The 26,849-nt window shown below is 69.4% G+C and carries 22 protein-coding genes; 8 read left to right on the top strand and 14 right to left on the bottom strand.

From position 1 onward, the window contains the following. The first annotated feature begins 77 nt into the window (after positions 1 to 77). From WAE60_RS05815 to WAE60_RS05805, 3 genes are all read left to right on the top strand, one after another. The gene (locus WAE60_RS05815; RefSeq protein WP_029907017.1) at positions 78 to 1,001 is read left to right on the top strand and encodes a LysR family transcriptional regulator; all 924 of its coding nucleotides are present in this window, start codon (positions 78 to 80) and stop codon (positions 999 to 1,001) included. A gap of 116 nt (positions 1,002 to 1,117) precedes the next feature. Continuing rightward, the gene (locus tag WAE60_RS05810) at positions 1,118 to 1,564 is read left to right on the top strand and encodes an AraC family transcriptional regulator (RefSeq protein ID WP_337685375.1); all 447 of its coding nucleotides are present in this window, start codon (positions 1,118 to 1,120) and stop codon (positions 1,562 to 1,564) included. A gap of 78 nt (positions 1,565 to 1,642) precedes the next feature. Further along, on the top strand, positions 1,643 to 2,881 hold the full coding sequence (locus tag WAE60_RS05805) for an acetyl-CoA C-acetyltransferase (protein ID WP_337685374.1): 1,239 nt from the start codon (positions 1,643 to 1,645) through the stop codon (positions 2,879 to 2,881). Positions 2,882 to 3,052: 171 nt separating this feature from the next. Here WAE60_RS05805 and WAE60_RS05800 read toward each other — a convergent pair whose 3' ends face one another. After that, positions 3,053 to 3,517 (bottom strand): MarR family transcriptional regulator, encoded by a 465-nt coding sequence (locus tag WAE60_RS05800; RefSeq protein ID WP_029907014.1) that lies wholly within the window; start codon positions 3,515 to 3,517, stop codon positions 3,053 to 3,055. A 147-nt stretch (positions 3,518 to 3,664) separates the two neighbouring features. On the opposite strand from WAE60_RS05800, the gene WAE60_RS05795 reads away from it, so the two are divergent. Further along, a complete protein-coding gene (locus WAE60_RS05795; RefSeq protein ID WP_337685373.1) occupies positions 3,665 to 4,057 on the top strand; it encodes an Ohr family peroxiredoxin in 393 nt (130 codons plus the stop codon). A gap of 77 nt (positions 4,058 to 4,134) precedes the next feature. On the opposite strand, the gene WAE60_RS05790 is transcribed toward WAE60_RS05795, so the two are convergent. The 7 genes from WAE60_RS05790 to WAE60_RS05760 all read right to left on the bottom strand — a co-directional run bounded on the left by WAE60_RS05790 (position 4,135) and on the right by WAE60_RS05760 (position 10,479). Further along, positions 4,135 to 4,551, bottom strand: coding sequence for a DUF1801 domain-containing protein (locus WAE60_RS05790; protein ID WP_337685372.1), 417 nt, complete (start codon positions 4,549 to 4,551; stop codon positions 4,135 to 4,137). 24 nt (positions 4,552 to 4,575) lie between these two features. Beyond that, on the bottom strand, positions 4,576 to 4,983 hold the full coding sequence (locus tag WAE60_RS05785) for a DUF1801 domain-containing protein (RefSeq protein WP_337685371.1): 408 nt from the start codon (positions 4,981 to 4,983) through the stop codon (positions 4,576 to 4,578). A gap of 12 nt (positions 4,984 to 4,995) precedes the next feature. Continuing rightward, the gene (locus WAE60_RS05780) at positions 4,996 to 5,211 is read right to left on the bottom strand and encodes a hypothetical protein (protein ID WP_337685370.1); all 216 of its coding nucleotides are present in this window, start codon (positions 5,209 to 5,211) and stop codon (positions 4,996 to 4,998) included. Positions 5,212 to 5,286: 75 nt separating this feature from the next. Further along, complete coding sequence (locus WAE60_RS05775; protein ID WP_029907009.1) at positions 5,287 to 5,718, bottom strand: SRPBCC domain-containing protein; 432 nt, start codon at positions 5,716 to 5,718, stop codon at positions 5,287 to 5,289. Beyond that, positions 5,715 to 6,038, bottom strand: coding sequence for a metalloregulator ArsR/SmtB family transcription factor (locus WAE60_RS05770; RefSeq protein WP_029907008.1), 324 nt, complete (start codon positions 6,036 to 6,038; stop codon positions 5,715 to 5,717). The genes WAE60_RS05775 and WAE60_RS05770 overlap by 4 nt, the downstream gene beginning before the upstream one ends. A gap of 228 nt (positions 6,039 to 6,266) precedes the next feature. Beyond that, positions 6,267 to 7,808, bottom strand: coding sequence for a tryptophan halogenase family protein (locus WAE60_RS05765; RefSeq protein WP_337685369.1), 1,542 nt, complete (start codon positions 7,806 to 7,808; stop codon positions 6,267 to 6,269). A gap of 280 nt (positions 7,809 to 8,088) precedes the next feature. Next, positions 8,089 to 10,479 (bottom strand): TonB-dependent receptor, encoded by a 2,391-nt coding sequence (locus WAE60_RS05760; protein WP_029907006.1) that lies wholly within the window; start codon positions 10,477 to 10,479, stop codon positions 8,089 to 8,091. A 212-nt stretch (positions 10,480 to 10,691) separates the two neighbouring features. Here WAE60_RS05760 and WAE60_RS05755 point away from each other — a divergent pair, with 212 nt between their 5' ends. Beyond that, positions 10,692 to 12,941, top strand: coding sequence for a beta-glucosidase (locus WAE60_RS05755; protein ID WP_337685368.1), 2,250 nt, complete (start codon positions 10,692 to 10,694; stop codon positions 12,939 to 12,941). Positions 12,942 to 12,984: 43 nt separating this feature from the next. Here the strand turns inward: WAE60_RS05755 and WAE60_RS05750 are convergent, their stop codons facing one another. After that, on the bottom strand, positions 12,985 to 14,037 hold the full coding sequence (locus WAE60_RS05750; protein WP_337685367.1) for a LacI family DNA-binding transcriptional regulator: 1,053 nt from the start codon (positions 14,035 to 14,037) through the stop codon (positions 12,985 to 12,987). A 148-nt stretch (positions 14,038 to 14,185) separates the two neighbouring features. Between WAE60_RS05750 and WAE60_RS05745 the strand changes: the two genes are divergently transcribed. After that, complete coding sequence (locus WAE60_RS05745) at positions 14,186 to 15,763, top strand: aldehyde dehydrogenase (NADP(+)) (protein WP_337685366.1); 1,578 nt, start codon at positions 14,186 to 14,188, stop codon at positions 15,761 to 15,763. Between the two features lie 57 nt (positions 15,764 to 15,820). On the opposite strand, the gene WAE60_RS05740 is transcribed toward WAE60_RS05745, so the two are convergent. The 5 genes from WAE60_RS05740 to WAE60_RS05720 all read right to left on the bottom strand — a co-directional run bounded on the left by WAE60_RS05740 (position 15,821) and on the right by WAE60_RS05720 (position 23,029). Beyond that, positions 15,821 to 19,402 (bottom strand): hydantoinase B/oxoprolinase family protein, encoded by a 3,582-nt coding sequence (locus WAE60_RS05740; RefSeq protein ID WP_337685365.1) that lies wholly within the window; start codon positions 19,400 to 19,402, stop codon positions 15,821 to 15,823. A 160-nt stretch (positions 19,403 to 19,562) separates the two neighbouring features. After that, positions 19,563 to 20,189 carry a hypothetical protein gene (locus tag WAE60_RS05735; RefSeq protein ID WP_051695007.1) on the bottom strand — a complete coding sequence of 209 codons (627 nt, stop codon included), beginning with the start codon at positions 20,187 to 20,189 and terminating at the stop codon, positions 19,563 to 19,565. 55 nt (positions 20,190 to 20,244) lie between these two features. Next, positions 20,245 to 20,814, bottom strand: coding sequence for a TMEM165/GDT1 family protein (locus WAE60_RS05730; RefSeq protein WP_337685364.1), 570 nt, complete (start codon positions 20,812 to 20,814; stop codon positions 20,245 to 20,247). 379 nt (positions 20,815 to 21,193) lie between these two features. Beyond that, entirely contained in the window at positions 21,194 to 21,931 is a 738-nt protein-coding gene (locus WAE60_RS05725) for a DUF2793 domain-containing protein (RefSeq protein ID WP_337685363.1), read from the bottom strand. A gap of 90 nt (positions 21,932 to 22,021) precedes the next feature. Beyond that, entirely contained in the window at positions 22,022 to 23,029 is a 1,008-nt protein-coding gene (locus tag WAE60_RS05720) for a nitronate monooxygenase family protein (protein ID WP_029906998.1), read from the bottom strand. A 220-nt stretch (positions 23,030 to 23,249) separates the two neighbouring features. On the opposite strand from WAE60_RS05720, the gene WAE60_RS05715 reads away from it, so the two are divergent. Next, the gene (locus tag WAE60_RS05715) at positions 23,250 to 24,647 is read left to right on the top strand and encodes a methylmalonyl-CoA mutase family protein (RefSeq protein WP_337685537.1); all 1,398 of its coding nucleotides are present in this window, start codon (positions 23,250 to 23,252) and stop codon (positions 24,645 to 24,647) included. Then, positions 24,644 to 26,794, top strand: a complete 2,151-nt coding sequence (gene scpA / locus WAE60_RS05710) for a methylmalonyl-CoA mutase (RefSeq protein ID WP_029906996.1) — start codon at positions 24,644 to 24,646, stop codon at positions 26,792 to 26,794. The genes WAE60_RS05715 and scpA overlap by 4 nt, the downstream gene beginning before the upstream one ends. Positions 26,795 to 26,849: the final 55 nt, after the last annotated feature.

Below are 26,849 nucleotides of genomic sequence, written 5' to 3'. Positions count from 1 at the left end.
CGCGCTCCGCACCTTGAGCCCAACGCCACAAGGCGCTTCGATGGAGCGCCCCGCGACTCAGGGCCAGGGGAACGACCATGCCGCATATGCCGGATTTCGAGGCCTGGGCGATCTTCGCCAAGGTGGCCGACAAGGGCTCGTTCTCGCTGGCCGCCGAGGAATTGGGCCTGGCCAAGACCACCGTCTCGAAGGCCGTCACGCGGCTGGAGGAGCGGCTGCGCACGACGCTGCTGCACCGCACGACCCGCAAGCTGTCGCTGACCGAGAGCGGCCGCTCCTGCCTGGAGCGCGCCCTGCGCATCCTCAACGACGGCGAGGCGATCGAAGCCGAAATCCTTGAGGAGGCGGCGATTCCGCGCGGCCTCGTGCGCTTCGCCTCGACCGGCGCCTTTGGCGTGCGGACCCTGGCCCCGCTGATCCCCGAGTTCCTGAAGCGCTATCCGGAGATCGAGCTCGACTTCCACATCACCGACAACAAGGTCGACCTGATCGACGACGGCTACGATTTGATGATCACGATCGGCCAGCTCGCCGACTCGTCGCTGCGCGCTAGCCGCCTCTTCTCGCACCGGCTACCGGTGGTGGGCGCGCCGGCCTTGTTCGATCGATATGGCCGCCCTTCGCACCCGACCGACCTGCTGAAGATGCCGCTGATGATCTACACCCACGTGCGGGAAGCCCAGGAGTGGCGCTTCTTCCATCCCGTGCACGGCGAGCACCTGGTGATGGTGGACGGGGCGATCCGGGTGAACAACGGCCTGGCGGGTGTCCCGATCCTGCTGGCGGGCCTGGCCGCGACGCTCCAGCCGGAGGTCTATATCTGGGACGAGCTCAGGGACGGCCGGCTCGAGGAGGTCCTGACCGACTGGAGCCTGGTGCCCGTGCCCGTCCACATCCTCACCCCGCCGGGACGCGCTCGGCCGGCGCGCGTGCGGGTGCTGATCGAGTTCCTGCGTGAGCACTTCGCCAAGCAACCCTGGGCGCACGGCATCGAGACCTAGGGGCGGCCGACTAGGCTGCTTTGGGCAACAGTGAAGCGCCGCTTGGGTCGATTATCGCCGAACGCCGGCCCGTCTATCCCTGTCTCCAGGCAATCAAGCCGATCGGGAGTAGGGACATGGACGGGTTCAAGATTTCGGCGAGCGACCTGCTGGCGGGCGATTGGGACAGCGCCTCGCGGGCGCCGGCCAAGGACCTGGCGCGCGGCGGCCTGGCGCCCTGGCAGGTGCGCATGCTGAACGCCCATATCGACGCCAATCTCGACGGCGACATTCGGGTGGAGGACCTCGCGGCGCTGGTCCGGCTCAGCGTCAGCCACTTCGGTCGGGCCTTCAAGCAGAGCTTCGGCCGCTCGCCCCACGCCCATGTCATCGCCGAACGCATCGCCCGCGCCCAGGTCCTGATGCTGGAGACCGCCGAGCCCCTGGCCCAGATCGCCCTCGACGTCGGCCTGTCCGACCAGAGCCACCTGTCGCGCCTTTTCCGCCAGGCGACCGGGGACACGCCCTTCGCCTGGCGCCGCGCCCGCTGGAGCCCTGTCGGCGCCGGCGTGACCGTGCAATGACCGCGAAAAAGGCGCTGGACTGACCCAAGGGCGCCGGGTGTGGGATCGGTTCAAACAACCGTTCCGGAGGAGGACGCCATGCCCGAAGCCCTGATCATCGACGCCTGCCGCACGCCGCGCGGCATCGGCAAGGTCGGCAAGGGCGCCCTGGCCGACTTCCATCCCCAGCACCTGGCCGCCACGGTGCTGAAGGCTCTGGCCGAGCGCAACAACCTCAACACCGCCGAGGTCGACGACATCATCTGGGGCACCAGCACCCAGCGCGGCAAGCAGGGCGGCGACCTGGGCCGGATGGCCGCCCTCGACGCCGGCTACGACATCCGCGCCAGCGGCATGACCCTGGACCGCTTCTGCGGTTCGGGCATCACCACGGTGAACCTGGCGGCGGCCTCGATCATGTCGGGCATGGAGGACCTGGTCATCGCCGGCGGGACCGAGATGATGTCCTACACCGCCGCCACGGCCGACCGCAGCGCGCCGGGCCTGCTGGACAGCGGCAACACCCGCCTGCGCGCCAAGCATCCGCAGAGCCACCAGGGCGTCTGCGCCGACGCCATCGCCACGCTGGAGGGCATCCCGCGCTCGGCCCTGGACGAGCTGGCCCTGGTCAGCCAGCAGCGCGCCGACCAGGCGATCCGCGAGGGCCGCTTCGACCGCGCCCTGGTGCCGGTCTTCCATGACGACGGGACCCTGGCCCTGGACCGCGAGGAATTCCCGCGTCCCGAGACCACCCTGGAGGGCCTGGCCTCGCTGAAGCCCTCGTTCGCCCCGTTCGCGGCCGCGCCGATCGACGAGGCCGGCATGACCCTGGGCGGGCTGATCACCTCGGTCTATCCGGACCTGAAGATCGAGCACGTGCACCATGCCGGCAATTCGTCGGGCGTGGTCGACGGCGCCGCGGCCGTGCTGCTGGCCTCGCCGGCCTATGCGGCCAAGCACGGGCTGAAGGCCCGGGCCCGCATCGTGGCCATGGCCAATATGGGCGACAGCCCGACCCTGATGCTGAACGCCCCCGTCCCCGCCGCCCGCAAGGTGCTGGCCAAGGCCGGGCTGACGGTCGACGACATCGACCTGTGGGAGATCAACGAGGCCTTCGCCGTGGTGGCCGAGAAGTTCATCCGCGACCTGGCCCTCGACCGGAGCAAGGTCAACGTCAACGGCGGCGCCATGGCCCTGGGCCATCCGATCGGCGCCACCGGTTCGATCCTGGTGGGCACGATGCTGGACGAGCTGGAACGGACCGGCGGCCGCTATGGCCTGGTGACCATGTGCGCGGCCGGCGGCATGGCCCCGGCGGTGATCATCGAGCGGGTGTAAGGGGAACACCCAAGGATCACACCCTCAGCCCCCAACCGTTGTCATCCCGGAAGCCTCGCAGAGGCTGTCCGGGACCCAGGGGACTGGGCTGATGCCTTGCGGTTCACCTGGGTCCCGGACAAGCGCTGCGCGCTTTCCGGGATGACAACCGTTGGGGGGCGGCTGTAGCCCCTACCCCTTCGTCGCGCCCATCAGATTGTCGCGCAGCCGGGCCACCGAGGCCTGCAGCACCGGGAACGTCTCCTCGTTCAGTCCCGTGGCGTCGATCAGCGCATCGCCGGGATTGGCGTCGACCAGCTTGCGGCCGGCCGGGGTCAAGCTGAGCCGCACCTGCCGCTCGTCGGCCGGGTCGCGCCGCCGTTCGACATAACCCATCTGCTCCATCTTCTTGAGGATGGGCGTCAGGGTGTTGGACTCCAGGAACAGCTTCTCGCCCAGCGCGCCCACGGTCTGGCCGTCCTCGTCGGCCAGAGCCACCAGGGCGATATACTGGGTGTAGGTCAGGCCCAGCGCGTCCAGCAGGGGCTTGTAGGCGCGGCCGAAGGCCAGGTTCGCCGAATAGATCGCGAAACACAGGAACGTCGGCAGCTTGCGGTCGTCGCCGCCGGTCGGCGGGGTCTGGGCGGTCGTGGGCATTTGCGCCTCCAGGGCGGGGTTCGTTGCCCATCTATATAAATCGTATCCGATTAAATCGGAAGTGCTTGACTCGCTCCGGAGGTGCGACTAATTACATCGCATCCGATTTAAGCGGATACGATCAACAAACCCAGAAGGAGCTCTCCCATGACCGCCAAGGTTCTTTTCACCGGCAAGACCCACACCACGGCCGGCGCCAACGGCGCGGCGCGCAGCGCCGACGGTTTCCTGGACATCAAGCTGCCCCAGCCCCACCCCGCCGCCGAGAACCTGTTCGGCGCGGCCTGGTCGGCCTGCTATCTGGGCGCGATCCAGCTGGCCGCCGGCCAACGCAAGATCGCCCTGACCGACCCGTCGGTCGACGCCGAGGTCGACCTGGTCAACGAAGCCGGCGCCTTCTTCCTGCAAGCCCGCCTCGCCGTCGGCCTGCCGGGCCTCGACCGCGACGTCGCCCAAGAGCTGATCGACGCCGCCCACGCGATCTGCCCGTACTCGAAGGCCGTGCACGGCAATATCGACGTCGTCACCACCCTGGCCTAAGCGCCTGACCTGACGAAAACGACTTGGGCCCGCGCGGACGACCGGCGGGCCCAAGTTCTTTCCGGAAATCCCGAACTCTAGGCGCGCTTCTTCGGCGCCTTCTTCGTGGACGCGTTCAGCGCCACGGCGGCGCGGATCAGCGCCTTGAACGCCGCCTCGTCGATCACCTCGCCTTGGCGGAAGTCGATCGCCCGCCGCGTGGCGCCCTCCAGGCTGGAATTGAACAGGCTTGAGGGGTCCTCCACCGACGCGCCCTTGGCGAAGGTGGTCTTGACGGCCGCCTTGTAGGTCTCGCCGGTGCAGATGATCCCGTCGTGCGACCACACGGGAATCCCCCACTTCCATTCCTCGACCACGTCGGGATCGGCCTCGTGGATCAGCTGGCGGATCTTGGCCAGGGCCTGGCCGCGCCAATCGCCGTCCAACGCCGCGATGGCCTTGTCGATCAGTTCGGACGGCGGGCCTTCCACCGGCCCGCCCATCTGCTTCTTCATCGCCTCACACCTCGTACTGGCGGTTCACATGCGTTCGCCGGGCAACCGGCTGGCTTGCTTCACCCAGTCGCTGAACCGGGCTTCGTCGACGGCCTCGTCTTCGTGGACGTGGAAATAGCGCACGTCCTTCTGCTTGGAGCCCACCGGCGGTGGGGGATCGAGCGCCGCGCCGCGGAAGAAGGCCACCTTGATGTAGCGGTCGTAGACATGGAAGCTGAGGAACCAGGTCTTCTCCTCGACCCCGTAGAAGGGCGAGTTCCACTTCACCGCCTTGCGCACGTCGGGGACGGCGGTGGTGATCAAGGCGTCCAGCTTGCGCCCGACCGCGCTCTTCCAGCCCGGCATCGCCGCGATATAGGCCTGGATCGGTCCCTCACCGTAGCCCTTGGCGATCTGCGGATTGCCGCCGGACAGCAGTTTCGGCTCGGTCATGGCGCCGGCTCCCTATCCTTCCGCGCGTCGTCGTCCCTTGGTGACGTACGGCAGCACGAACATGTACAGACCGCTGACCAGCAGCAAGATCAGCGGGACCAGGGCGAACAGCCCGACCCAGGCCGGGGGTTGCCCCTTGGTCATGACGATCATGTAGCCGACGACGCCCGCCGTGAAGACGATCGACAGCCAGCGATGGGTCTGGCGGATGAGGGTGTTGAAGTTCACGGGGTTCTCCCTTGTCTTTGCGGCAGCCATCCCGGATCGGCGCTTCGCGCCGTCCGGGACGACGACGAATTGGCGCTAGTCCAGCCGGTCCAGCAGCTGGTCGAGGTTGCCCAGGAACTGCTTCCAGCCGGCGTGGGCGCCGCCGTAGGCTTGCTTCTGGGTGGGGCTGAAGCCCGCCTGCTCGACGCGTAGATGCGTGCCCGTGGGCGTCGGGGTCAGGGTGAAGGTCACCACGCTCTGCAGGGCGTAGGCCGGGTCGGGATGCTCGTGGTTCCAGGTGTAGGACAGGGTCTTCTGCGGCTCGATCGCCAGGACCTCGCAGTCCAGCACCCCGCCCCACTCGCCGCGCAGCTGGAAGCCGTGGCCCACCTGGGGCTTGAAGTCGTTCTTCATCAGCCACTCCTCCATCAGGTGCGGCTGGGTCAGCGCGCGCCAGAGCTTCTCCGGGGGATGCGCGATGTCGCGTTCGACGACGACGGTGCGCGTTTCGGTCTCGGTGCTGGTCATTGGTCCATCCTGTTGAGCAGGTCTTCGAGGTTGTCGAACCGGGCTTCCCAGAACCCGGCCATGCGGCTTGTCCAATCGACCAACGGGGCCAGGGCGTTCAGCTGGGCGCTGTAGTGGGTCTGGCGGCCGTCCTGGCGGTCGCGCACCAGTCCGGCCTGCTTCAGCACGCCCAGATGCTTGGACACCGCCGGTTGGGACACCCCGGCGACGATCGTCAGGGCCCCCACCGTCTGTTCGCCGTCCAGGCACAGCCGCTCGAAGATCCCCCGTCGGGTGGGATCGGCGAGCGTTCTGAAGAGCACGTCGTGGGCGTCGGTCATGGCAACTCATAACCCGTTGGCTATGAGTTACGCATAACTGGCGAGTTATGGGTTCGTCAAGGGGGCGCCTGAAATCCTTCCCTCCCCCGTGTGGGGAGGGTGGCGGCGAAGCCGACAGGTGGGGGATCGGTGCGGGGTGTTGGACGGGGCGGAATTGCTGACTCAGCAAACCCCACCCGACCCTGGCTCCGCCAGGGGCCACCCTCCCCACAAGGGGGAGGGAAAGATCTAGGGTCGCGCGTAGTACGCCTCGACCAGCTGCCGATGCGGCGGCAGGTGTTTGAGCGCCTCGCGGCTGGCCTCGGCGACCTTGGCGAAGCTCTGCCTGGCGACCGCGCCCTCGTCGTAGCGTCCCTCGACGGGCGCGAAGTCGGTGGCCGCGTTCATGCCGTAGAGGATGTACTGGTAGCTGGACGGCAGGAAGGTCTCAAGGTCGACCAGGAAGTCGAACCGCGACACCGGGCGGTGCTTCCATTGGGCCAGCAGGTCGCGCAGGGCCTCGGGCCAGGTGGCCGGGTCGGCGTTGTCGCGCCAGTACGGCTCGCCGCGCCTGGTCAGGCAGTAGTGCAGCTTGAGGAACGAGACGATCCGCTCGAAGCGGCCGACCATGGCGGCGTTGAAGGTGCGGGCGGCGGCGTCGCGGGCCGCGCGGTCGCGCAGCGGGAAGACCTCGGCGATCATCGTCGCGGCCACCTCGATCAGCATGATGCCGGTCGATTCCAGCGGCTCGAAGAAGCCCGCCGACAGGCCCACGGCCACGCAGTTGCCGATCCACTGGCGCTCGCGATAGCCGGTCTGGAACTTCAGCAGCCGGGCGTTCAGCCCGTCGCCCGCCTTGCCGACATAGCCGCGCAGCACCTCTTCGGCCCGGGCCTCGTCGGTGTGGCGGCTGGAGAAGACGTAGCCGACGCCCCGGCGGCTATCGAGGCCGATGTCCCAGGTCCAGCCGGCCTCGTGGGCGGTGGCCAGGGTGTAGGGATTGATCGGCGCGTCGGGCGTCTCGTACGGGACCTGGATCGCCAGGGCCCGGTCGTTGAACAGCACGTCGTCCACCCGCTTGAACGGCGCGCCCAGGGCCTCGCCGATCAGCAGGGCGCGGAAGCCCGAGCAGTCGACGAACAGGTCGCCCTCGATCGTCCCCAGCTCGCCCGCCTGGATCGAGGCGATGTCGCCGGTCATGTCGCGGGTCACCCCGTCGACCTTGCCCTTCAGGTGCGCGACGCCCGCCTCGACCGCCACCCCGCGCAGGAAATCGGCGAAGCGCGCGGCGTCGAAATGGTAGGCGTAGTTCATCGGCCCCTGGAAGTCGGGGTCCTCCAGCCGCTTGGGCGCCCGCCCTTCGGCGATCAGCGTCCCCTGCGTCGTCACCGCGTCGGCGAACGGCAAGGACCCGCCCGCCTGGTGGTCGAGCAGCCAATAGGGCGACAGATCGCGACCGTTGGGTCGGAGCGGCAGGTTGAACGGGTGAAAGTATTCGGAAGATTTCCCACGTTCCGAACGCCGCTCCCAATCCACGAACCGGACGCCCTGTTTGAAGGTCGCAGAACTCTCGCGCAGGAACCGCGCTTCGCTGACGCCCAGCTCGGCCAGGGTGGAACGGATGGTGGGGAAAGTGCCCTCGCCCACCCCGATGGTGGCGATGTCCGGCGCCTCGATCAGGGTGATCTTCGCCCCGTCCGGCCGGTCGGCGCCGAGGCGCTTGGCCAGATAGGCGGCGGTCAGCCATCCGGCCGTGCCGCCGCCGACGATGACGATGCGGTTCCCGGTCATGAGCGGCTCCTTGGAGACGTCTGGGGAGACGTCTGGAAGATTGGACGAAAGCCCGAGTCCGGAGCGGTCCGGAAAAGAAAAATCCCGGGTGACGGTCAGGAGCGCCGTCACCCGGGTCAGAGCGCAGTCTGGGAGGCAATACGCTCAAAGATAGGGGGAGCGGCGCGCCCCTCTCGAGAAAGGACGCGCCGCTCTGAAGCGGGGTCCGGGGGGGGGGGGAGGACCGGGCTTCGAGCGGTCATCCCCGCCCGGCTGGGCCGGACGGGGACTTGGGATCGGCCTAGAACTTCGTCTTCAGGCGAACGCCCCAGGTGCGCGGCGGCTGGTAGACCGCCGTCCAGATCGGATCGTAGTTCGGCACGCCGGCGGCGCCGGCCCCGGTCTTGATGTTCTTGTCCTCGAGGTTCTGGACGAACACTTCGGCCGACCAGGGGGCTTCCGCCGGTTCGTAACGCAGGGTCACGTCCGTGCGGGTGTAGCTGCCCTGTTGGTCCGGCTTGCCCTGGTTGAAGTAGGACAGCCAGCTCTTGCTTTCGAAGTGCGTGCTGATCCGCGGGACGATCCGGCCGTTCTCCAGCTCGAAGATGTGCTCGTAGGCCACCGTGCCCGAGAAATGCGGGGCGTGGGGCAGCTCGTTGCCCTTCAGCTGGACCGCGTGGGCCGCGTCGTTCGGGCCGATGCGGCCGTCGGCGGCCATCAGCTCGTCCATCTTGGTGTCCTGGGCGGTCGCCGAGATCTGCAGGCGGTCGTTGGCCGTCAGGTTGGCGGTCAGTTCGGCCTCGATGCCGTAGGCCTGGGCGCCCTTGGCGTTGGTCGTGATGACCTGCGACTTGTCGACCGTGCCGTCCGGCTTGAACGTCGTGAGCACCTGGTTGACCTGGTAGCCCTTGAAGTCCTCGTAGTAGGCCGCGAGGTTCAGGGTCGCCCGGCCGTCCAGGAAGCGGATCTTCGAACCGACTTCGTAGTTGGTCAGGGTTTCGGGGTCGGCCAGCAGGCCGCCGTCCTCGATGTTGCCCGACTTGAAGCCGGTGCTGACGCTGCCGTAGACGAGCACGTCGTCGCTCACGTCGGCGTCGGCGCGCGCCAGCCAGGTGAACTTGTCCCAGCTGCCCTTCACGTCGTTGTTGCTGATGCTGTAGCCCGGGCCCAGCAGGGCCAGCAGCTGGTCGGCCGTCGCGCCGCGGTCACGGCCGAAGATGCCGTTGTCGCAACGCTCGGGATGACCGCCGTTCGGAGCCGTGGCTTCCGCGGTCAGGCAGTCGTTGTAGCCCTTGAACGTGACGTTCCGGCCGCCCTGGTCCTGCTTGGTGTCGTCGGTGTAGCGCACGCCGCCGGTCAGGCGGATGCGGTCGTTCACGTGCCAGGTCGCCTGACCGAAGGCGGCCTTCGATTCCACCGTGCGCTTGGCCTGGATGAAGCTGCCCGACCAGCTCATCGGACCGTTGCGATAGCCGTCGCGCTGGTCGATGTCGAAGCGGATCGAGTTGTCTTCGTGGCTGTAGAAGCCGCCGACGATCCAGTCGACGACGTTGTCGCCCTGAGACTTCAGCTGGACTTCGTGGCTCCAGGCGTCGTTGCGCGACCAGACGGTGTGGTTCTCGCCGAAGCCGCCCTTGGTCAGCGAGCCGTCCGGACGGGTCACGCCCAGGATGCCCGCGTCGGCGTCGCTGTTGGCGCTGCCGCCCACGCGTTGCCAGCCGGTGATGTAGGTCAGGCCGACCTTCTCATTGATGGAATAGTCCATCGTGCTGCGCACGCCGTACGAGAAGCGGTCGCTCTCGGGGGCGGTGTCGATCAGGGCCGACCACTTCTTCTGGCCGGCGCGCGGGGTCTGGGCCAGCGCGATGATCGGAGCGCCGGTGTCCTGGTAGCCCTCGACGTTGACGTTCCAGGTGAAGTTGTCGTTCGGCTTCCACAGGGCGCTCAGGCGGGCCGAGCGCTGGTCCTGGGCGTAGTACTTCTTGCCCTGGGTGACGAAGGCCGACGGGCTGACGCCCACCACTTCGGGCGGACGCTGGAAGTCGGCGTAGCCGTCGTGGCGCTCTGTGATCGCCGCCAGGCGCAGGGCGAAGGTGTCCGACACCGGCATGTTGACCGCCACGCGGGCGCCCAGGCGGTTGTACGAACCGCCGACGACCTCGGCGTTGCCGTAGTAGTCGCCCAGCGTCGGCTTGGCGGTGCGGATGCTGACGGCGCCGACGGTGGCGTTACGGCCGAACAGCGTGCCTTGCGGGCCGCGCGCCACTTCGACGGCGTCCACGTCGTACATCAGCACGGCCGCGCCCTGGGCGCGCGGCGAGTAGATGCCGTCGACATAGATGGCGACTTCCGGGTCGGCCACTTCGGTGAAGGCGGTGTCGTTGCCGATGCCGCGCATGGTGATCAGGATCGCGCCCTGGTCGCCCTGCTGGTTGATGGCCATCGACGGCACGAACTTGGCCAGGTCGGTGACGTCCTTGACTTGGTTACGGTCGAGCTGGCTCTGACCGAACGCGCTGATGGCGATCGGGGTGTCCTGCAGGTTGGTCTCCCGCTTGGTGGCGGTGACCGTGATCTCTTCGAGTTGGGTGCTGTCGGCCGCCGCCGGAGCGGTCTGAGCCTGGACGGCGGTCGCGGCGATCATGGCCGCCACGGCCGACGAGCCGGCCAATAGGGTTTTGCGGAGCTTCATCTTCATCCCTCCCTGCGCGCGATCCTTTGTGGTCGCGACTTGCGTCTTGTGAATAGCTACAGTACGACAACGTTGTCAATCAGCTATCTATTTACGACTTAGTTGAAAGCGCCGTTTCGTTCGTCGTGATTAGTTGAAAATAGTCGCCGACCGGCAAGATTTGACAAAGAACGCCACGCGTATAGCTTAAGACGTAAATGGGAGGAAAAAGAATGAAGCGACAGCAAATGCGCAGCCTGGTGATGGCTCTGATGCTGACCACGGCGCTGCCGACGGCCGCCGCTCACGCTCAGGCCGCGACCGCGAGCGCCTCGAAACCTTGGATGAACCCCAAGCTGAGCGCCGATCAGCGCGCCGACCTGATCGTTGCGCAAATGACGCAGGACGAGAAATTGACCCTGGTGTTCGGCTATTTCGGTTCGAACCAGGAGAAACCCAAGTTCACGCCGCACGCCGAGGCCCGCATGGGTTCGGCCGGCTACATCCCCGGAATCGCGCGCCTGGGCGTGCCCCCGCAGTGGGAAACCGACGCCGGCGTCGGCGTCGCCACCCAGCGTGAGTCGAGCGACCCCTATCTGGAGCGCACCTCCCTGCCCTCGGGAATCGCCACCGCCGCGACCTGGAACCCGGACCTGGCCTTCAAAGGCGGCGCGATGATCGGCTCGGAGGCCCGCTCCTCGGGCTTCAACGTCCAGCTGGCCGGCGGCGTCAACCTGGCCCGCGACCCGCGCAACGGCCGCAACTTCGAATACGGCGGCGAGGATCCGCTGCTGGCCGGCGTGATGGTCGGGGCCCAGATCCGCGGCATCCAGTCCAACAACATCATCTCGACGATCAAGCACTGGGCGCTGAACGGCCAGGAGACGAACCGCATGACGGTCAGCTCCAACATCGCCGACGCGGCGGCCCGCCAGTCCGACTTCCTGGCCTTCGAACTGGCCATCGAGCAGTCGCAGCCGGGCTCGGTGATGTGCGCCTACAACCGCATCAACAGCGTCTACGCCTGCGAGAGCGATTGGCTGATGAACGAGGTCCTGAAGAAGGACTGGGGCTACAAGGGCTATGTGATGTCGGATTGGGGCGCGACCCATTCGACCGCCAAGGCCGCCAATGCGGGCCTGGACCAGGAGTCGGCCTACACCTTCGACAAGGAGCCCTTCTTCGGCGCGCCGCTGAAGGCCGCCGTGGCCGACGGCTCGGTGCCGCAGGCCCGGCTGGACGACATGGCCAAGCGCATCACCCGCTCGATGTTCGCCCACGGCCTGTTCGACCATCCGGTGGTCAAGGGCCCGATCGACTTCGCCGCCCACGCCAAGGTCACCCAGGCCGATGCGGAAGAGGCCATCGTCCTGCTGAAGAACGACGGCGGCCTGCTGCCGATCGCCAAGGGGGCCAAGAAAATCGTCGTGATCGGCTCGCATTCCGACGTCGGCGTGCTGTCGGGCGGCGGCTCGTCGCAGGTGTTCCCGATCGGCGGCATGGCGGTGAAGGGCCTGGGCCCCAAGGGCTTCCCCGGCCCGATCGTCTACCACCCCAACTCGCCGCTGAAGGCGCTGCAGGCCCGCAATCCCGGCGCCCAGTTCGTCTATGACGACGGCACCGACCCGGCCGCCGCCGCCAAGGCCGCCGCCGGCGCCGACCTGGTCATCGTCTTCGCCCACCAGTGGGCGGCCGAGTCGCAGGACTATTCCCTGACCCTGGCCGACAACCAGGACGCCGTGATCGACGCGGTGGCCTCGGCCAACGCCAAGACCGCCGTCGTGCTGGAAACCGGCGGCGCGGTGCTGATGCCGTGGCTCTCCAAGGTGGGCGCCGTGGTCGAGGCCTGGTTCCCGGGCACCAACGGCGGCGAGGCCGTCGCCCGCGTCCTGACCGGCGAGGTCAACCCGTCCGGCCGCCTGCCGGTGACTTTCCCGGCCAGCGCCGACCAGCTGCCGCGGCCCGTCATCGACGGCGACAACAGCAAGCCCGAGCTGATGGTCGACGCGAACTACGACATCGAGGGCGCGGCGGTCGGCTACAAGTGGTTCGACAAGAAGGGCCACCAGCCGCTGTTCGCCTTCGGCCACGGCCTGTCGTACTCGACCTTCGGCTACAGCGACCTGAAGACCAGCGTCGCCGGCGACACGCTGACCGTCAGCTTCAAGGTGACCAACACCGGCAAGGCCGCCGGCAAGGACGTGCCGCAAGTCTATGTCGGGCCGAAGGGCGCTTCGAACTGGGAGGCGCCGCGTCGCCTGGGCGGCTTCAAGAAGGTCGACCTGGCTCCGGGCGCCAGCACCACGGTCAGCGTCAGCGTCGATCCGCGCCTGTTGGCGACGTTCGACTCCAAGGCCAAGACCTGGAACATCGCCGCCGGCGCCTACGAGGTGTCGCTGGGCGCCTCGTCCCGCGACCTGGGCGCCAAGGCCGACGTGACCCTGGCGGCCAAGACGCTGCCGGTTTCGTACGACGGCAAGTAGGACTACGGCCGGGGACGGGCGCCCGCGCCTGTCCCCGATCCCGCTATTTCGGCGCCGGCCCCGTCGAGGCTCGCACCATCAGCTCGAACGGCACCAGGGTGTTGCCGGCGATCTGTTTCTCGCCCGCCGCGCTGGCCGTGATCAGCATGTCGGCGGCTTTCTCCGCCATCTTCGCCACCGGCTGGCGCACCGCCGTCAGGGACGGGGCGCTGAGACGCACGCCGATCGTGTCGTCATAGCTGAGGATCGACAGGTCGCCCGGCACCGCCAGGCCGCGCGCCTGGGCGACGCTGACCACGCCCAGGGCCATCTGGTCGTTCGAAGCCATGATCGCGGTCGGCGGATCGGGCAGGTCCAGCAGGGCCCGCGCCCCGGCCACCCCGGCCTCGAAGGTGAAGTCGCCCTTGTAGATCCGCGCCTCGGGCACGGGATGGCCCGCCGCCTCCATGGTCGCCTCGAACGTCTCGACCCGCAGGATCGAGGACGAGAACTTGTAGTCGCCGGCGATCATGGCGATACGCGTGTGGCCCAGGCCCAGCAGGTGCTTGGTCGCCTGGCGGGCGGCGGCGCGGTCGTCCATGTAGACCCGCGGCCCCTGCCCGCGCACCGGGGTGTTCAGGCGCACGAACGGGATGTTGCGCTTCTTGAGCGCGCCCAGCACCACCGGGTTCTCGCAGTTGGGCGGGGTCAGGATCACCCCGTCGGGCTGCAGCGACGACAGCACGGCGGTGATCTGCTTTTCCAGCTGGTCCGATTCGCGGTCCACCAGCTCGAACATCAGGTGGTAGCCCGACTGCTCGCAGCGCAGCATGGCGCCGTACAGCATCTGGTCGATCCACTCGTTGCCGCGCTCGCTGCGCCAGTTGTCCAGAGTCAGGCGGCGGTCGTTGAAGGCCACCAGCAGGTACGAGCGCGACCCGGCCATGGTCCGCGCGGCCTTGCTGGGGCTGTAGCCCAGCTTCTCGACGGCCGCGAGCACGCGCGCCTTCAGGTCCGGCGTGACGTTGGGCTCGTCGTTGAGCACCCGCGACACCGTCTTGACCGACACGCGCGCCTTTTCGGCGACATGGATGATCGTGGCCGGCCGCTTCGCCATTCAGAATCCGTTCCCCCGGAGTTGCCCGCCGAACGTAGCTTCCGTGAAACACTCTGTCTGCCCCCACGCCGCTTGACGAGAATGGGAGCGGTATCATCTAAGAGCCACGGCCAATTCAAACCCACTCCGACACCACGAGGACCGCGCCTTGACCATCACCGGTGAACTTCTGATCGACGGCGGCGCCCGCCCCGGAACCGGCGGCCCGATCCTGGCGGTCGACCCCAGCACGGGGAACGCCCTGGACGTCACCTTCAGCGGCGCGACCAAGGCCGACCTGGACGAGGCCTGCGCCCTGGCGGCGGCGGCCTTCGGTCCCTATCGCGCCACCTCGCCCGAGCAGCGCGCGGTGTTCCTGGAGACCATCGCGGCCAAGATCGAGGCGATCGGCGACGACTTGATCGTCCGCGCCATGGCCGAGACCGGCCTGCCCCGCGCCCGTCTCGAAGGCGAGCGCGGCCGCACCATGGGTCAGCTGCGGATGTTCGCCGGCGTGCTGCGCGACGGCGGCTGGCTGGAAGCCCGCATCGACCCGGCCCAGCCCGATCGCGCGCCCCTGCCCCGTCCGGATCTGCGTCTGCGCAACGTGCCGCTGGGCCCGGTGGCGGTGTTCGGCGCCAGCAACTTCCCCCTGGCCTTCTCGGTGGCGGGCGGCGACACGGCCTCGGCCCTGGCGGCCGGCTGCCCGGTGGTGGTCAAGGCCCACCCGGCGCACCCCGGCACCTCGGAACTGGTCGGCCGCGCCGTCCAGGCGGCCGTGAAGGAAGCCGGCCTGCCGTCCGGCGTCTTCGCCATGCTGCACGACGCGGGCATCGAGATTTCGCAAGGCCTGGTCGCCGATCCCCGCATCAAGGCCGCCGGCTTCACCGGCTCGCGCCGCGCGGGCCTGGCCCTGACGGCCATCGCCCAGGGCCGTCCCGAGCCGATCCCGTTCTACGCCGAGATGAGCAGCATCAACCCGGTCCTGCTCCTGCCCAACGCCCTGAAGGCGCGCGGTGCGGCCATCGCTCCCGAGTTCGTCGCCGCCCTGACCCAGGGCGCGGGCCAGTTCTGCACCAATCCCGGCCTGATCCTGGCCATCGACGGCCCCGAGCTGGACGCCTTCCTGGCGGCCACCGCCGAGGCTGTCGCCAAGGCCCCGGCCGGCCAGATGCTGACCCCCGGCATCTGCAAGGCCTACACCGGCGGCGTGCAGGCGCTGGCCGACACGGCCGGCGTCACCCAGGTGGCCCACGGCCTGGAAGGCGGCCACGGCCAGGGCCGCGCGACCCTGTTCGCGGTGGACGCGGCCACCTTCCTGACCACGCCTCACCTGCAGGACGAAGTGTTCGGCGCCGCCTCGCTGGTGGTCCGCGCCAAGGACCTGGCCCAGCTGATCCAGGTGCTGGCCGCCCTGGAAGGCCAGCTGACCATCGCCGTGCACATGGACGAGGCCGACACCGACCTGGCCCGCGCCCTGCTGCCGACCCTGGAGCTGAAGGCCGGCCGCGTGCTGGTCAACGGCTTCGGCACCGGCGTCGAGGTGGGCCACGCCATGGTCCACGGCGGCCCTTACCCGTCGACCTCGGACAGCCGCTCGACCTCGGTCGGCTCGCTGGCCATCTTCCGCTTCCTGCGCCCGGTCTCGTACCAGAACCTGCCGGCCACCCTGCTGCCGCCGGAACTGCGGGACGCCAACCCGCTGGGGATCGCGCGTCGGGTGGATGGGAAGGTCGTGCTGGCCTAAGCGCCACACATGGGTTGGGGACAGGCGCATGCGCCTGTCCCCAGTCATTCCACGAACCTAACCCGCCCCGTACCCCCCGCCGCCCGGCGTCTCGATCACGATCGCATCGCCCGCCGCGACCTCCACCGCGTCCGTCGCGCCCAGCACGACCACCGAACCGTCCGCCCGCTCGAGCCGGGCCTTGCCCAGCGCGCCCTCGCCGCCGCCCGCCATGCCGAACGGCGCCACGCGCCGGCGGTTCGACAGCAGGGTCGCGGTCATCGGCTCGCGGAAGCCGATCCGCCGCACCACCCCGTCGCCGCCGCGATGCGCGCCCGTCCCGCCCGAGCCGCGCCGGACCTGGAACGCCTCGACCAGCACCGGATAGCGGCTCTCCAGCACCTCCGGATCGGTCAGGCGGCTGTTGGTCATGTGAGTCTGGACCGCGTCGGCGCCGTCGAAGTCCGGCCCCGCCCCGGCCCCGCCGCAGATGGTCTCGTAGTACTGCCGCCGGTCGTCGCCGAAGGTGAAGTTATTCATCGTGCCCTGGGCCGCCGCCATCACGCCCAGCGCGCCGTAGAGGGCGTCGACCACCACCTGGCTGGTCTCGACATTGCCGGCCACCACCGCCGCCGGATAGCGCGGCCGCAGCATCGAGCCCTCGGGGATCACCAGTTCGACCGGCCGCAGGCAGCCGTCGTTCATCGGGATCTCGTCGTCGACCAGGGTGCGGAACACGTACAGCGCCGCCGCCCGGCAGATCGAGGCCGGGGCGTTGAAATTGGTCGGGACCTGGTCGCTGGTGCCGGTGAAGTCGACCCGTGCCGTGCGCGCCGCCCGATCGACGGTGATGACCACCTTCACCACCGGGCCGTCGTCCAGTTCATAGGCGAACGCGCCGTCCGCCAAGGTCGCCAGCACGCGCCGCACGGCCTCCTCGGCGTTGTCCTGCACGTGGGCCATGTAGGCCTCGACCACGTCCTGGCCGAACTCGGCGACCAAGCCGGTAAGGGCCTCGGCCCCGCGGGCGCAGGCCGCCACCTGGGCCTTGAGGTCGCCGATGTTCTGGTCCGGATTGCGGGCCGGCCACGCGCCCGAGGCCAGCAGGGCCCGGACCTCGGCGTCCAGGAACCGCCCGCCCTCGACCAGCAGGAAGTTCTCGATCAGGACCCCCTCCTCCTCGACCGTGCGGCTGTTCGGCGGCATCGAGCCCGGGGTGATCCCGCCGATGTCGCCCTGGTGGCCGCGCGCGGCGACATAGAAGGTCAGAGCGCCCGATGCGTCGAACACCGGCATGACCACCGTCACGTCCGGCAGGTGGGTGCCGCCGTTGTAGGGGGCGTTGAGCATGTAGACGTCGCCGGGCTTCAGGCCTCGGCCGTCGTGCAGCCGTCCGTCGCGGATCGCCCGCACGCTGTCGCCCATCGAGCCCAGGTGCACGGGCATGTGCGGAGCGTTGGCGATCAGGTTCCCGTCGCGGTCGAACAGGGCGCAGGAGAAGTCCAGCCGCTCCTTGATGTTGACCGAATAGGCCGTGTTCTGCAGCGCGAAGCCCATCTCCTCGGCCACGGCCATGAAGAGGTTGTTGAACACCTCCAGCATCACCGGATCGGCCTTGGTCCCGGCCGCCTGGCGTTTGGGCAGCGGGACGACGCGCTCGAGGACCAGGTTCAGGTGCGGGTCGACCACGGCCCGCCAGCCGGGCTCGATCACGGTGGTGCCGGTGGCCTCGCGGACGACGGCGGGCCCCGCCACCTCGCCGCCGATCGGCAGGGCGGCGCGGTCGAACACCGGCGCGGCGTGCTCGGCGCCGGCCATGCGGACGGCCAGGGTCGCCAGGGGTTCGGGCGTGGTTTCCGCGCCGGCCCCTAGGTCTGGCGCGCCGCCCGCGTCGGTGTGGCCGACAGCCTCGACGGCCAGGGCCTCGACCACCAGCGCCGTGCTCGGCGAGGTGAAGCCGAAGCGCCGCTGGTGCAACGCCTCGAACGCCAAGCGCACGGCGTCGGGTTCGCCGAACGGCACGCGCAACGGGGTGTCGGTTCCGGCGTACTTGACCAGCAGACTGGCGATCGTCTCGACCCGTTCCAGGGGCACGTTCTGGGCGCGCAAGGCGGTCTCGGCTTCCGAAGCCAGGATGGCGGCGCGTTCGGGCAGGTCCGCCGCCTGCGCCAACGGCAATTCCACCGTCGCCTCGCGCAGGGTTCGCGGGTCGGCCAGGCCCATGCCGTAGGCGCTGAGCACCCCGGCGAAGGGATGGATCATGACCTTGGTCATGCCCAGGGCGTCGGCCACCAGGCAGGCGTGCTGGCCGCCCGCCCCGCCGAAGCAGGCCAGGACGTAGCGGGTGACGTCGTAGCCGCGCTGGATCGAGATCTGCCGGACGGCCTTGGCCATGTTCTCGACGGCGATGGTCACGAAGCCTTCGGCGATCTCGGCCGGCGTCGTCGCCTTGCCGGTGGCGGTCTGAATCTCGCTCGCCATCGCCTCGAAGCGCGCCACGACGATGTCGCGGTCCAGCGGCTGGTCCGCGTTCGGGCCAAAGACCGCCGGGAAGAAGTCGGGCGACAGCTTGCCCAGCATGACGTTGCAGTCGGTCACCGTCAGCGGTCCGCCGCGCCGGTAGCAGGCGGGGCCGGGATTGGCGCCCGCCGAGGCCGGACCGACCCGGAACCGCGCGCCGTCGAACGAGCAGATCGAGCCGCCGCCCGCCGCCACGGTGTGGATGTTCATCATCGGCGCGCGCATCCGCACGCCCGCCACCACGGTCTCGTAGGCCCGCTCGTACTCGCCGGCGAAGTGGCAGACGTCGGTCGAGGTGCCGCCCATGTCGAAGCCGATCACCCGCTCGAACCCGGCCTGGGCGGCGGTCTTGGCCATGCCGACTACGCCGCCGGCCGGCCCCGACAGGATCGCGTCCTTGCCCCGGAAGGCCCTGGCGTCGGTCAGGCCGCCGTTGGACTGCATGAACAGCAGCCGCGTGTCTCGACCCAGCGCGCCGGCCACCTGATCGACGTAGCGGCGCAGGATCGGCGACAGATAGGCGTCGACCACCGTGGTGTCGCCGCGCCCGACCAGCTTCATCAGCGGGCTGACCTCGTGGCTGACCGAGACCTGGGCGAAGCCGACCTCCCGGGCGATCGCCGCGACCCGGGCCTCGTGATCGGTGAAGCGGAAGCCGTGCAGCAGCACGATGGCCACGGCGCGGAAGCCGGCGTCGAAGGCCGCCTGGAGGTCGGCGCGGGCGGCCGCCTCGTCCAGCGGACGCAGCACCGCGCCCTCGACGCCGACCCGCTCGTCGATCTCGACCACACGGGTGTACAGGGCCTCGGGCTTGACGATGCGGCGGTCGAACAGCTTGGGCCGGGCCTGGTAGCCGATGCGTAGGGCGTCGGCGTGGCCCCGGGTGATGGCCAGGACCGTCGGCTCGCCCTGGCGTTCGAGCAGGGCGTTGGTCGCCACGGTGGTGCCCATCTTGACCGCGTCGATCCCGGCTCCGCCTTCCAGCAGGGCCCGCACGCCGGCCACGGCCGCGTCGGCGTACTGCTCGGGATTCTCCGACAGCAGCTTGTGGGTCAGCAGGGTCCCGTCCGGACGCCGCGCGACGATGTCGGTGAAGGTGCCGCCGCGGTCGATCCAGAACTCCCAGCCGCGGTCGGTCATCAAGGTCCCCTTCGTACAGGACCCTTTTGGCGCTGAGGCCCGCGCGCATCAAGGGCGGGCGGGCCTCGTCACGTCAAAGCACGTGGAACAGGTACAGCAGCAAGATGACCGGCAGCGGGATGCCCAGCAGCCAGAGGAAAATGCCCTTCATCGAAGCCTCCTAGACGCTGGGCGTGATGACGACGCGGGCGCGTCGATGCCAGACGGGATGGCGGGCGCCGAGGCGGCCGCCGGCGACGGCGCCGATCGCGCCCAGGACCATGGTCGCCACGCCCCACCAGGCCAGGCTGGCGGTGACGTCGGCGGCCTTTTCGGCCGCGGCCTTGGCGTCGGCGTCGCTGACCCGGTCGTCCGGGCCCGAGGCGTCGTCTGCCGCCGTGGCGTAGGCCGTGACCGCCGCGTCACCGCCGTGCAGCAGGCCGCCGACGCTGGTGCCGAGGCCCGCGAAGGCCAGGACGAAGGCCACGCCCCAGACCGCCAGGCCCTGGAACAGGCCCCGGTGATGGTCCGGATACTTGGCGGCGCGCGCGGCGATGAAGGCGCCGACCTGCAGGGCCACGGCGTTGGAGAACGCCACCCACAGACCGCCGCCCACCGTCAGGGCCTTGGCGTCACCGCTGTCCATGGTCCACGGATTGGCGGCGGTCGCGCCGATGGCCAGGCCCAGCAGATTGAGCAAGGCCCCCAGCGCGATGGCCACCGCCACGCCCGCGAACACCGCGCCCCACGAGATCAGCGGGTGCGCATAGACGTCTTCGTGAAACTCCGATGGCGATAGGTCGCTCATCTTCAGTCCTCCCAGTTCAGATGCGGAAGAACGGAGCGGATGGACTTTCGGTTGCCTAGCCCTGGAAGGCCTCGATCCCGGCCCAGACGCCCAGGACCAGGAAGATCAGGGCCGCGCCCAGACGGACGTATTTCAGCGGCACGATCCTGGTCGCCGCCTCGCCCAGGTACACGGCCGGGATGTTGGCGGCCATCATGCCCAGGGTGGTGCCGGCCGCGACCCACAGCACGTCGTGGAAGCGGGCGCCCAGGGCGACCGTGGCGATCTGGGTCTTGTCGCCCATCTCGACCAGGAAGAAGGCGATGGTGGTGGTCAGGAAGACGCCGTAGCGACCGCCGCCGCCGGGCATGTCGTCGTCGGCCTTGTCGGGGATCAAGGCCCAGGCGGCCATGGCGATGAACGAGACGGCGATGGCCCACTTGAACCAGACGCCGTCGAAGAAGCCCGAGACCAGCGAGCCGGCCAGGGCCGCCAGGGCGTGGTTGGCCAGGGTGGCCACGAGGATGCCGAGGATGATCGGCACGGGCTTCTTGAAGCGGGTGGCCAGGATGATGGCCAGCAGTTGGGTCTTGTCGCCGATCTCGGCGATGGCCACGACGAGGGCCGAAACGAGCAGGGATTCCATGATCTAAAACACCGTCCGGGCCGAGCGCACGCCAATAGCGTCGGAGACCCCGCCCAGCCCGGAACGGAAACCGACGCCATTGGTCTCGCCGCGGAAGCGTCTCGTCGCTTCCTTCGCCCGCGCCATGCCCTCTTCCAGTCAAGAAAGAGAAGAGCAAGTGTGTTGACGGCGGGCCCCGCTGATAGATGCGGGCGGCTACTCCCCAAAGGTGGCGGGTTGGTAGCGGGGTTGGCGGCGAAGGTCAATGCGGCGAAAGACCCCCTCAGTCGCTTCGCGACAGCTCCCCCAAAGGGGGGAGCATTGGGGAGCATTGGGGCGCTGGGAGATCCTCCCCCTTTGGGGGAGGTGGCGGCGAAGCCGACGGAGGGGGTCAACGACGCTAGACCGCGGCCGGGGCGTCGAAGCGCATGGCGTGGATCGACACCCGAACCTTGCCGCCGGTGAAGCTGCCGCCCGCGGCGGTGATCACCACCGGCGTGTCGGCGTAGTAGGCCGTCGGGCCGATCACCCCGACATTGCTCGCGTTCTTGGCCACGCCCAGCGACGAGCCGAACTTGGCCGCGTCGCCCGACACGCCGCAGCTGTACGAGGTCGCCCCGGTGACCGCCACGCTGGTGCGGGTCGAGACGCCCAGCACGATGGCCCGGTTGGGGATCGTGACCGTGGTCGCCACCGACGCGCCCGACAGGGTCAGCTCCTGTTCGAGGATCTCGAACCGGCTGGCGGCCAGGAACGGCGAGCGGGCGGCGGTCAGGGCCTTGAAGGTCGAGGACAGCGGGGTCCAGGCCTCGCCGTCGTGGATCAGGGCCAGGCCCTCGTCGATGATCCAGGCCAGCCAGCCGGCCTTGGGGGTCAGGGTTTCCCAGATCCCGTCGGCATAGCGGGCCAGCAGGCCGGCGGCGGTCCCGAGCCACGCCGCGCCGGTCGCGCCCGACGGCAGGATGTGCATCGCCCCGTCGGCGGGCGAGGCCGGCTGGGCGGCGGTCGTGCGGCTCTGCACGGCCAGCTGCACCAGGCCGTCCAGCTTGCCGAGGGCCTCGTTGACGGTGATGTGCTTCTGGGCCTGGCCCGCGGCCACGAAGGGCAGCGACAGGCGGGGCGTGACGTCGTTGGACATGGGTCCTCCTGGAGGGTTTGAACCCCTCCAGTGTCCCCCCGCCCGGAGTCCCCGAGGACCGACGCGCGTCGATCCCCGCGGCGTCCCCGCCTACTGGGCCGCGAAAGCCAGGCGGTTCCCCGAAGTCAGGGCCGTCTTGGCCGCCAGCTCCGCCTTCGCATCCTCGTACTGCTCCGCGAACTTGGCGACCAGTTCGCCGGCCGACAGCACCGCGTCGATGGCGCCGACGCCCTGGCCCGAACCCCAGATGTCGCGCCAGGCCTTGGCCTCCTGGTTGCCGCCCGAGCCGAAGTTCATGGCCGACGGGTCGCTGACCGGCAGGTTCTCGGGGTCCAGGCCCGCCCGCACGATCGACTGGCGCAGATAGTTGCCGTGCACGCCGGTGAAGAGGTTGGAATAGACGATGTCGTTGGCCCGGGCCTCGACGATGGTGTCCTTGTAGCCCTGCGGCGCGTTGGCCTCCTTCGTGGCGATGAAGGCCGAGCCGATATAGGCCAGGTCCGCGCCCATGGCCTGGGCGGCCAGGATCGAGCGGCCCGAGGCGATCGAGCCCGACAGCGCCACCGGCCCGTCGAACCACTGGCGGATCTCCTGGACCAGGGCGAACGGCGACAGGGCGCCGGCGTGGCCGCCCGCGCCGGCCGCGACCGGGATCAGGCCGTCCGCGCCCTTCTCGATGGCCTTGTGGGCGTGCTTGTCGTTGATCACGTCATGCAGGGTGATCCCGCCGTACGAGTGGATCGCGCCGTTCAGGTCCTCGCGGGCGCCCAGCGAGGTGATCACCACCGGGACCTTGTACTTCACGCAGAGGGCGACGTCCTCCTCCAGGCGGTTGTTGGTCTTGTGGACGATCTGGTTGACCGCGAACGGGGCCGAGGGAGCGTCGGGATTGGCCTTGTCGTAGGCCGCCAGCTCCTCGGTGATCCGCGCCAGCCACTCGTCCAGCTGCGAGATCGGCCGGGCGTTCAGCGCCGGGAACGAACCGACGATGCCGGCCTTGCACTGGGCGATCACCAGGTCCGGATTGCTGATGATGAACAGCGGAGACGCGATGACGGGCAGGCGCAGGCGGTCGCGCAGGATCGGCGGCAAGGCCATGGAAGACGTCTCCTTTGGGGCGGCCGCTCCGGGCCGCTCATGTAAACACTGTTAGCTTAAACGCGTGTTCGCACCGCACGCAAGCGCTTGACCTACCTTAGGGCAGAGGCGCATCTGCTGGCCAAAACAAGAAAATGCTGCGGTGCAGGAGAGAGACGTCGTGAATCACCCGCCCACCCCGTTGGCCGAGGATTTTGGCGCCCCGGATCGGTCCAAATGGATGGCCCTGGTCGAGAAGACCTTGAAGGGCCAGGCGTTCGACGACGCCCTGATCACCCGGACTCCCGATGGAATCGCCATCCGGCCGCTCTACACCGTCGAGGACGGCGTGGCCGTGGCGCGCGACCTGCGGGCCCGCGACGCCGAGCGCCCCTGGGACCTGCGCATGCGCGCCGCCCATCCCGATCCGCGTCAGACCGCCGCCGAGATCATGAAGGACCTGGAGGGCGGCGCGGCCTCGGTGCTGCTGGCCATCGACCCGACCGGCGTGAACGGCGTCGCCGTCGGTTCGCTGCAGGACCTGGCCCAGGCCCTGAACGGCGTGCTGCTGGACCTGGCCCCCGTCGCCCTGGACGCCGGCTTCCTGGGTCCCAAGGCCGCCGACTGGCTGGGCGGACTGGCCAAGGCCGCGCCGAACGCGCCCCTGGCCTTCCACATGGACCCGCTGACCGCCTTCGCCCAGGCCGGCGTCAGTCCCGGCCCGATCGAGGGCCACCTGATCTCGGCCGCGACGGTCGGGACCCGCCTGGCCCAGACCTACGCCAAGGCCAGCCTGATGCTGGCCACAGGCCGCGCCGTGCACGAGGCGGGCGGGTCCAACACCGAGGAACTGGCCACGATGGCCGCCGCCGCCCTGGCCTACGCCAAGGCGCTGGTCCGCGCCGGCCTGTCGATGGAAGAGGCCTTCTCGCGCATCGTCCTGGGCGTCAGCCTGGACGCCGAGTACTTCACGGGCGTGGCCAAGATCCGGGCCGCCCGGGCGCTGTGGGCGCGGATCACCGAGGCCTGCGGCGTGTCGGTTCCGGCCGTGATCGAGGCCCGGTCGTCCCAGCGCATGCTGACCCGGGCCGACGCCTGGACCAACCTGCTGCGCCTCACCTCGGCGGGTTTCGCCGGGGCGGTCGGCGGGGCGGACGCGATCGTCCTGGGCGCCTTCACCGACGCCGTCGGCCTGCCCACCGCCTTCGGCCGCCGCCAGGCCCGCAACACCCAGCTGGTGCTGATGGAGGAGAGTCATCTGGGCCGCGTCGCCGACCCGGCCGGCGGCTCGTGGTACCTGGACAGCCTGACCGACCAGCTGGCCCGCGCCGCCTGGGGCGGCTTCCAGGCCATCGAGGCGGCCGGCGGGATCGTCAAGGCGCTGGAGAGCGGCCTGATCGCCGAGATCGTCGGCGCCACCCGCGCGGCGCAGGAAGCCGCCTTCGCCGACAAGAGCCGCAAGATCCTGGGCGTCACCGCCTTCCCCAACGCTGACGACAAGCCGGTGGAGGTCGCCACGCCCAAGGCCGCCGACTTCGCCGTCGATCCCCCCAGCGCCCGCGTGCCCGGACCGGACTCCCGCTGCCCGCCCCTGACGCCCATCCGGTTCGCCGCCGCCTTCGAGGGAGCGCAAGCATGAGCAAGTTCCCCGATTTCACGACCGTCGACTTCGCGGCCGGCGTCACCGCGGCGGCGCCCGGAGGCGCGATCTGGCAGACGCCCGAAGGCGTCGACGTGCCGCCGGCCTTCACCGCCGAAGACACGGCGGGCCTGGACTTCACCGGCGGCTATCCGGGCGTCGCGCCCTATCTGCGCGGCCCCTACCCGACCATGTACGTGACCAACCCCTGGACGGTGCGGCAGTACGCGGGCTTCTCGACCGCCGAGGACAGCAACGCCTTCTACCGTCGCAACCTCGCGGCCGGCCAGATGGGCCTGTCGGTGGCCTTCGACCTGGCCACCCACCGGGGCTACGACAGCGACCACGAGCGGGTGAAGGGCGACGTCGGCATGGCCGGCGTGGCCATCGATTCCATCCTCGACATGCGCACGCTGTTCTCGGGCATCCCGCTCGACAAGATGAGCGTGTCGATGACCATGAACGGCGCGGTGCTGCCGATCCTGGCGCTCTACATCGTCGCCGCCGAGGAACAGGGCGTCAGCCCCGACAAGCTGTCCGGGACCATCCAGAACGACATCCTCAAGGAGTTCATGGTCCGCAACACCTACATCTACCCGCCCGGTCCCTCGATGCGGATCATCTCGGACATCTTCGCCTTCACGTCGGAGAAGATGCCGAAGTTCAACTCGATCTCGATCAGCGGCTACCACATGCAGGAGGCCGGGGCCTCGGCCGACCTGGAACTGGCCTACACCCTGGCCGACGGCGTCGAATACGCCCGCGCCGGCGTGGCGGCGGGCATGAGCATCGACGCCTTCGCCCCGCGCCTGTCGTTCTTCTGGGCGATCGGCATGAACTACTTCATGGAAGTGGCCAAGATGCGCGCGGCCCGGCTGTTGTGGGCCCGGCTGATGAAGCGCGAGTTCGATCCCAAGGACGACCGCAGCCTCTCCCTGCGCACCCACAGCCAGACCTCGGGCTGGTCGCTGGCGGCCCAGGACGTGTTCAACAACGTCGCCCGCACCTGCGTCGAGGCCATGGCGGCCGTCAACGGCCAGACCCAGAGCCTGCACACCAACAGCCTGGACGAGGCCCTGGCCCTGCCCACCGACTTCTCGGCCCGGATCAGCCGCAACACCCAGCTGTTCCTGCAGATGGAGAGCGGCACCACCCGCGTCGCCGACCCGTGGGGCGGCAGCTACTACGTCGAGAAGCTGACCCACGACCTGGCGGTCAAGGCCCTGGCCCACATCGAGGAGGTCGAGGCCCTGGGCGGCATGGCCAAGGCCATCGAGCAGGGCCTGCCCAAGCTGCGCATCGAGGAGTCGGCCGCCAAGACCCAGGCCCGCATCGACAGCGGCAAGCAGAGCGTGGTGGGCGTCAACCGCTACAAGCCCGAGATCGCCGACGACATCCCGGTACTGAAGGTCGACAACACCTCGGTGCGCAACCAGCAGTTGGAGAAGCTGGCCCGGCTGAAGGCCGAGCGCGACCCGGCGAAGACCGCCGCCGCGCTCAAGGCGCTGGAGGACGGCGCCCGGGGGACCGGCAACCTGCTGGCTCTGGCCGTCGACGCGGCCCGCGCCCACGCCACGGTCGGCGAGATCAGCCTGGCCATGGAGAACGTCTTCGGCCGCCACCGCGCCACGATCCAGTCGATCCAGGGGGTCTATATGAAGGAAGCCGGCGCCGATCCCGCCGCCGCCCGGGCCAAGGCCATGGTCCAGGCATTCGAGCAGGCCGATGGCCGCCGTCCCCGCATCCTGGTGGCCAAGATGGGCCAGGACGGCCACGACCGCGGCCAGAAGGTGATCGCCACCGCCTTCGCCGACCTCGGCTTCGACGTCGACATCGGCCCGCTGTTCCAGACCCCGGCCGAGGCCGCCAAGCAGGCGGTCGAGAACGACGTCCACATCGTCGGCGCCTCGTCGCTGGCGGCCGGGCACCTGACCTTGGCCCCGGAATTGAAGGCCGAACTGGCCAAGCAGGGTCGCGGCGACATCATGATGGTGGTCGGCGGCGTGATCCCGCCCCAGGACTTCCAGGCCCTGCGCGACGCCGGCGCCGCCGCGATCTTCCCGCCCGGCACCGTGATCGCCGAGGCGGTGATCGAGCTGCTGGACAAGCTGAACAAGCAGCTGGGCTACACGCAGGAAGCGGCCTAGGGGCCGGGGACATGCCCTTGGGCGTGTCCCCAACAGCATCCGCGGCGCCAAGACC

This window comes from Caulobacter sp. CCG-8 (genome assembly GCF_037402475.1).
In the GTDB taxonomy this organism is placed as follows: Bacteria; Pseudomonadota; Alphaproteobacteria; order Caulobacterales; family Caulobacteraceae; genus Caulobacter.
Note: the sequence above shows the minus strand (reverse complement) of the source record. Positions and strands in the feature narration are given on the sequence as shown.

Excerpts from the sequence above, each read along its gene's own strand:
- WAE60_RS05755 (WP_337685368.1), top strand. The coding sequence starts at position 10,692 with ATGAAGCGACAGCAAATGCGCAGCCTGGTGATGGCTCTGATGCTGACC.
- WAE60_RS05785 (WP_337685371.1), bottom strand. The coding sequence starts at position 4,983 with ATGACCGAGCCGAAACTGCTGTCCGGCGGCAATCCGCAGATCGCCAAG.
- WAE60_RS05810 (WP_337685375.1), top strand. The coding sequence starts at position 1,118 with ATGGACGGGTTCAAGATTTCGGCGAGCGACCTGCTGGCGGGCGATTGG.
- WAE60_RS05800 (WP_029907014.1), bottom strand. The coding sequence starts at position 3,517 with ATGCCCACGACCGCCCAGACCCCGCCGACCGGCGGCGACGACCGCAAG.
- WAE60_RS05750 (WP_337685367.1), bottom strand. The coding sequence starts at position 14,037 with ATGGCGAAGCGGCCGGCCACGATCATCCATGTCGCCGAAAAGGCGCGC.
- WAE60_RS05730 (WP_337685364.1), bottom strand. The coding sequence starts at position 20,814 with ATGGAATCCCTGCTCGTTTCGGCCCTCGTCGTGGCCATCGCCGAGATC.
- WAE60_RS05715 (WP_337685537.1), top strand. The coding sequence starts at position 23,250 with ATGGCCCTGGTCGAGAAGACCTTGAAGGGCCAGGCGTTCGACGACGCC.
- WAE60_RS05740 (WP_337685365.1), bottom strand. The coding sequence starts at position 19,402 with ATGACCGACCGCGGCTGGGAGTTCTGGATCGACCGCGGCGGCACCTTC.
- WAE60_RS05805 (WP_337685374.1), top strand. The coding sequence starts at position 1,643 with ATGCCCGAAGCCCTGATCATCGACGCCTGCCGCACGCCGCGCGGCATC.
- WAE60_RS05790 (WP_337685372.1), bottom strand. The coding sequence starts at position 4,551 with ATGAAGAAGCAGATGGGCGGGCCGGTGGAAGGCCCGCCGTCCGAACTG.
- WAE60_RS05815 (WP_029907017.1), top strand. The coding sequence starts at position 78 with ATGCCGCATATGCCGGATTTCGAGGCCTGGGCGATCTTCGCCAAGGTG.
- WAE60_RS05775 (WP_029907009.1), bottom strand. The coding sequence starts at position 5,718 with ATGACCAGCACCGAGACCGAAACGCGCACCGTCGTCGTCGAACGCGAC.
- WAE60_RS05770 (WP_029907008.1), bottom strand. The coding sequence starts at position 6,038 with ATGACCGACGCCCACGACGTGCTCTTCAGAACGCTCGCCGATCCCACC.
- scpA (WP_029906996.1), top strand. The coding sequence starts at position 24,644 with ATGAGCAAGTTCCCCGATTTCACGACCGTCGACTTCGCGGCCGGCGTC.
- WAE60_RS05720 (WP_029906998.1), bottom strand. The coding sequence starts at position 23,029 with ATGGCCTTGCCGCCGATCCTGCGCGACCGCCTGCGCCTGCCCGTCATC.
- WAE60_RS05725 (WP_337685363.1), bottom strand. The coding sequence starts at position 21,931 with ATGTCCAACGACGTCACGCCCCGCCTGTCGCTGCCCTTCGTGGCCGCG.
- WAE60_RS05760 (WP_029907006.1), bottom strand. The coding sequence starts at position 10,479 with ATGAAGCTCCGCAAAACCCTATTGGCCGGCTCGTCGGCCGTGGCGGCC.
- WAE60_RS05795 (WP_337685373.1), top strand. The coding sequence starts at position 3,665 with ATGACCGCCAAGGTTCTTTTCACCGGCAAGACCCACACCACGGCCGGC.
- WAE60_RS05735 (WP_051695007.1), bottom strand. The coding sequence starts at position 20,189 with ATGAGCGACCTATCGCCATCGGAGTTTCACGAAGACGTCTATGCGCAC.
- WAE60_RS05765 (WP_337685369.1), bottom strand. The coding sequence starts at position 7,808 with ATGACCGGGAACCGCATCGTCATCGTCGGCGGCGGCACGGCCGGATGG.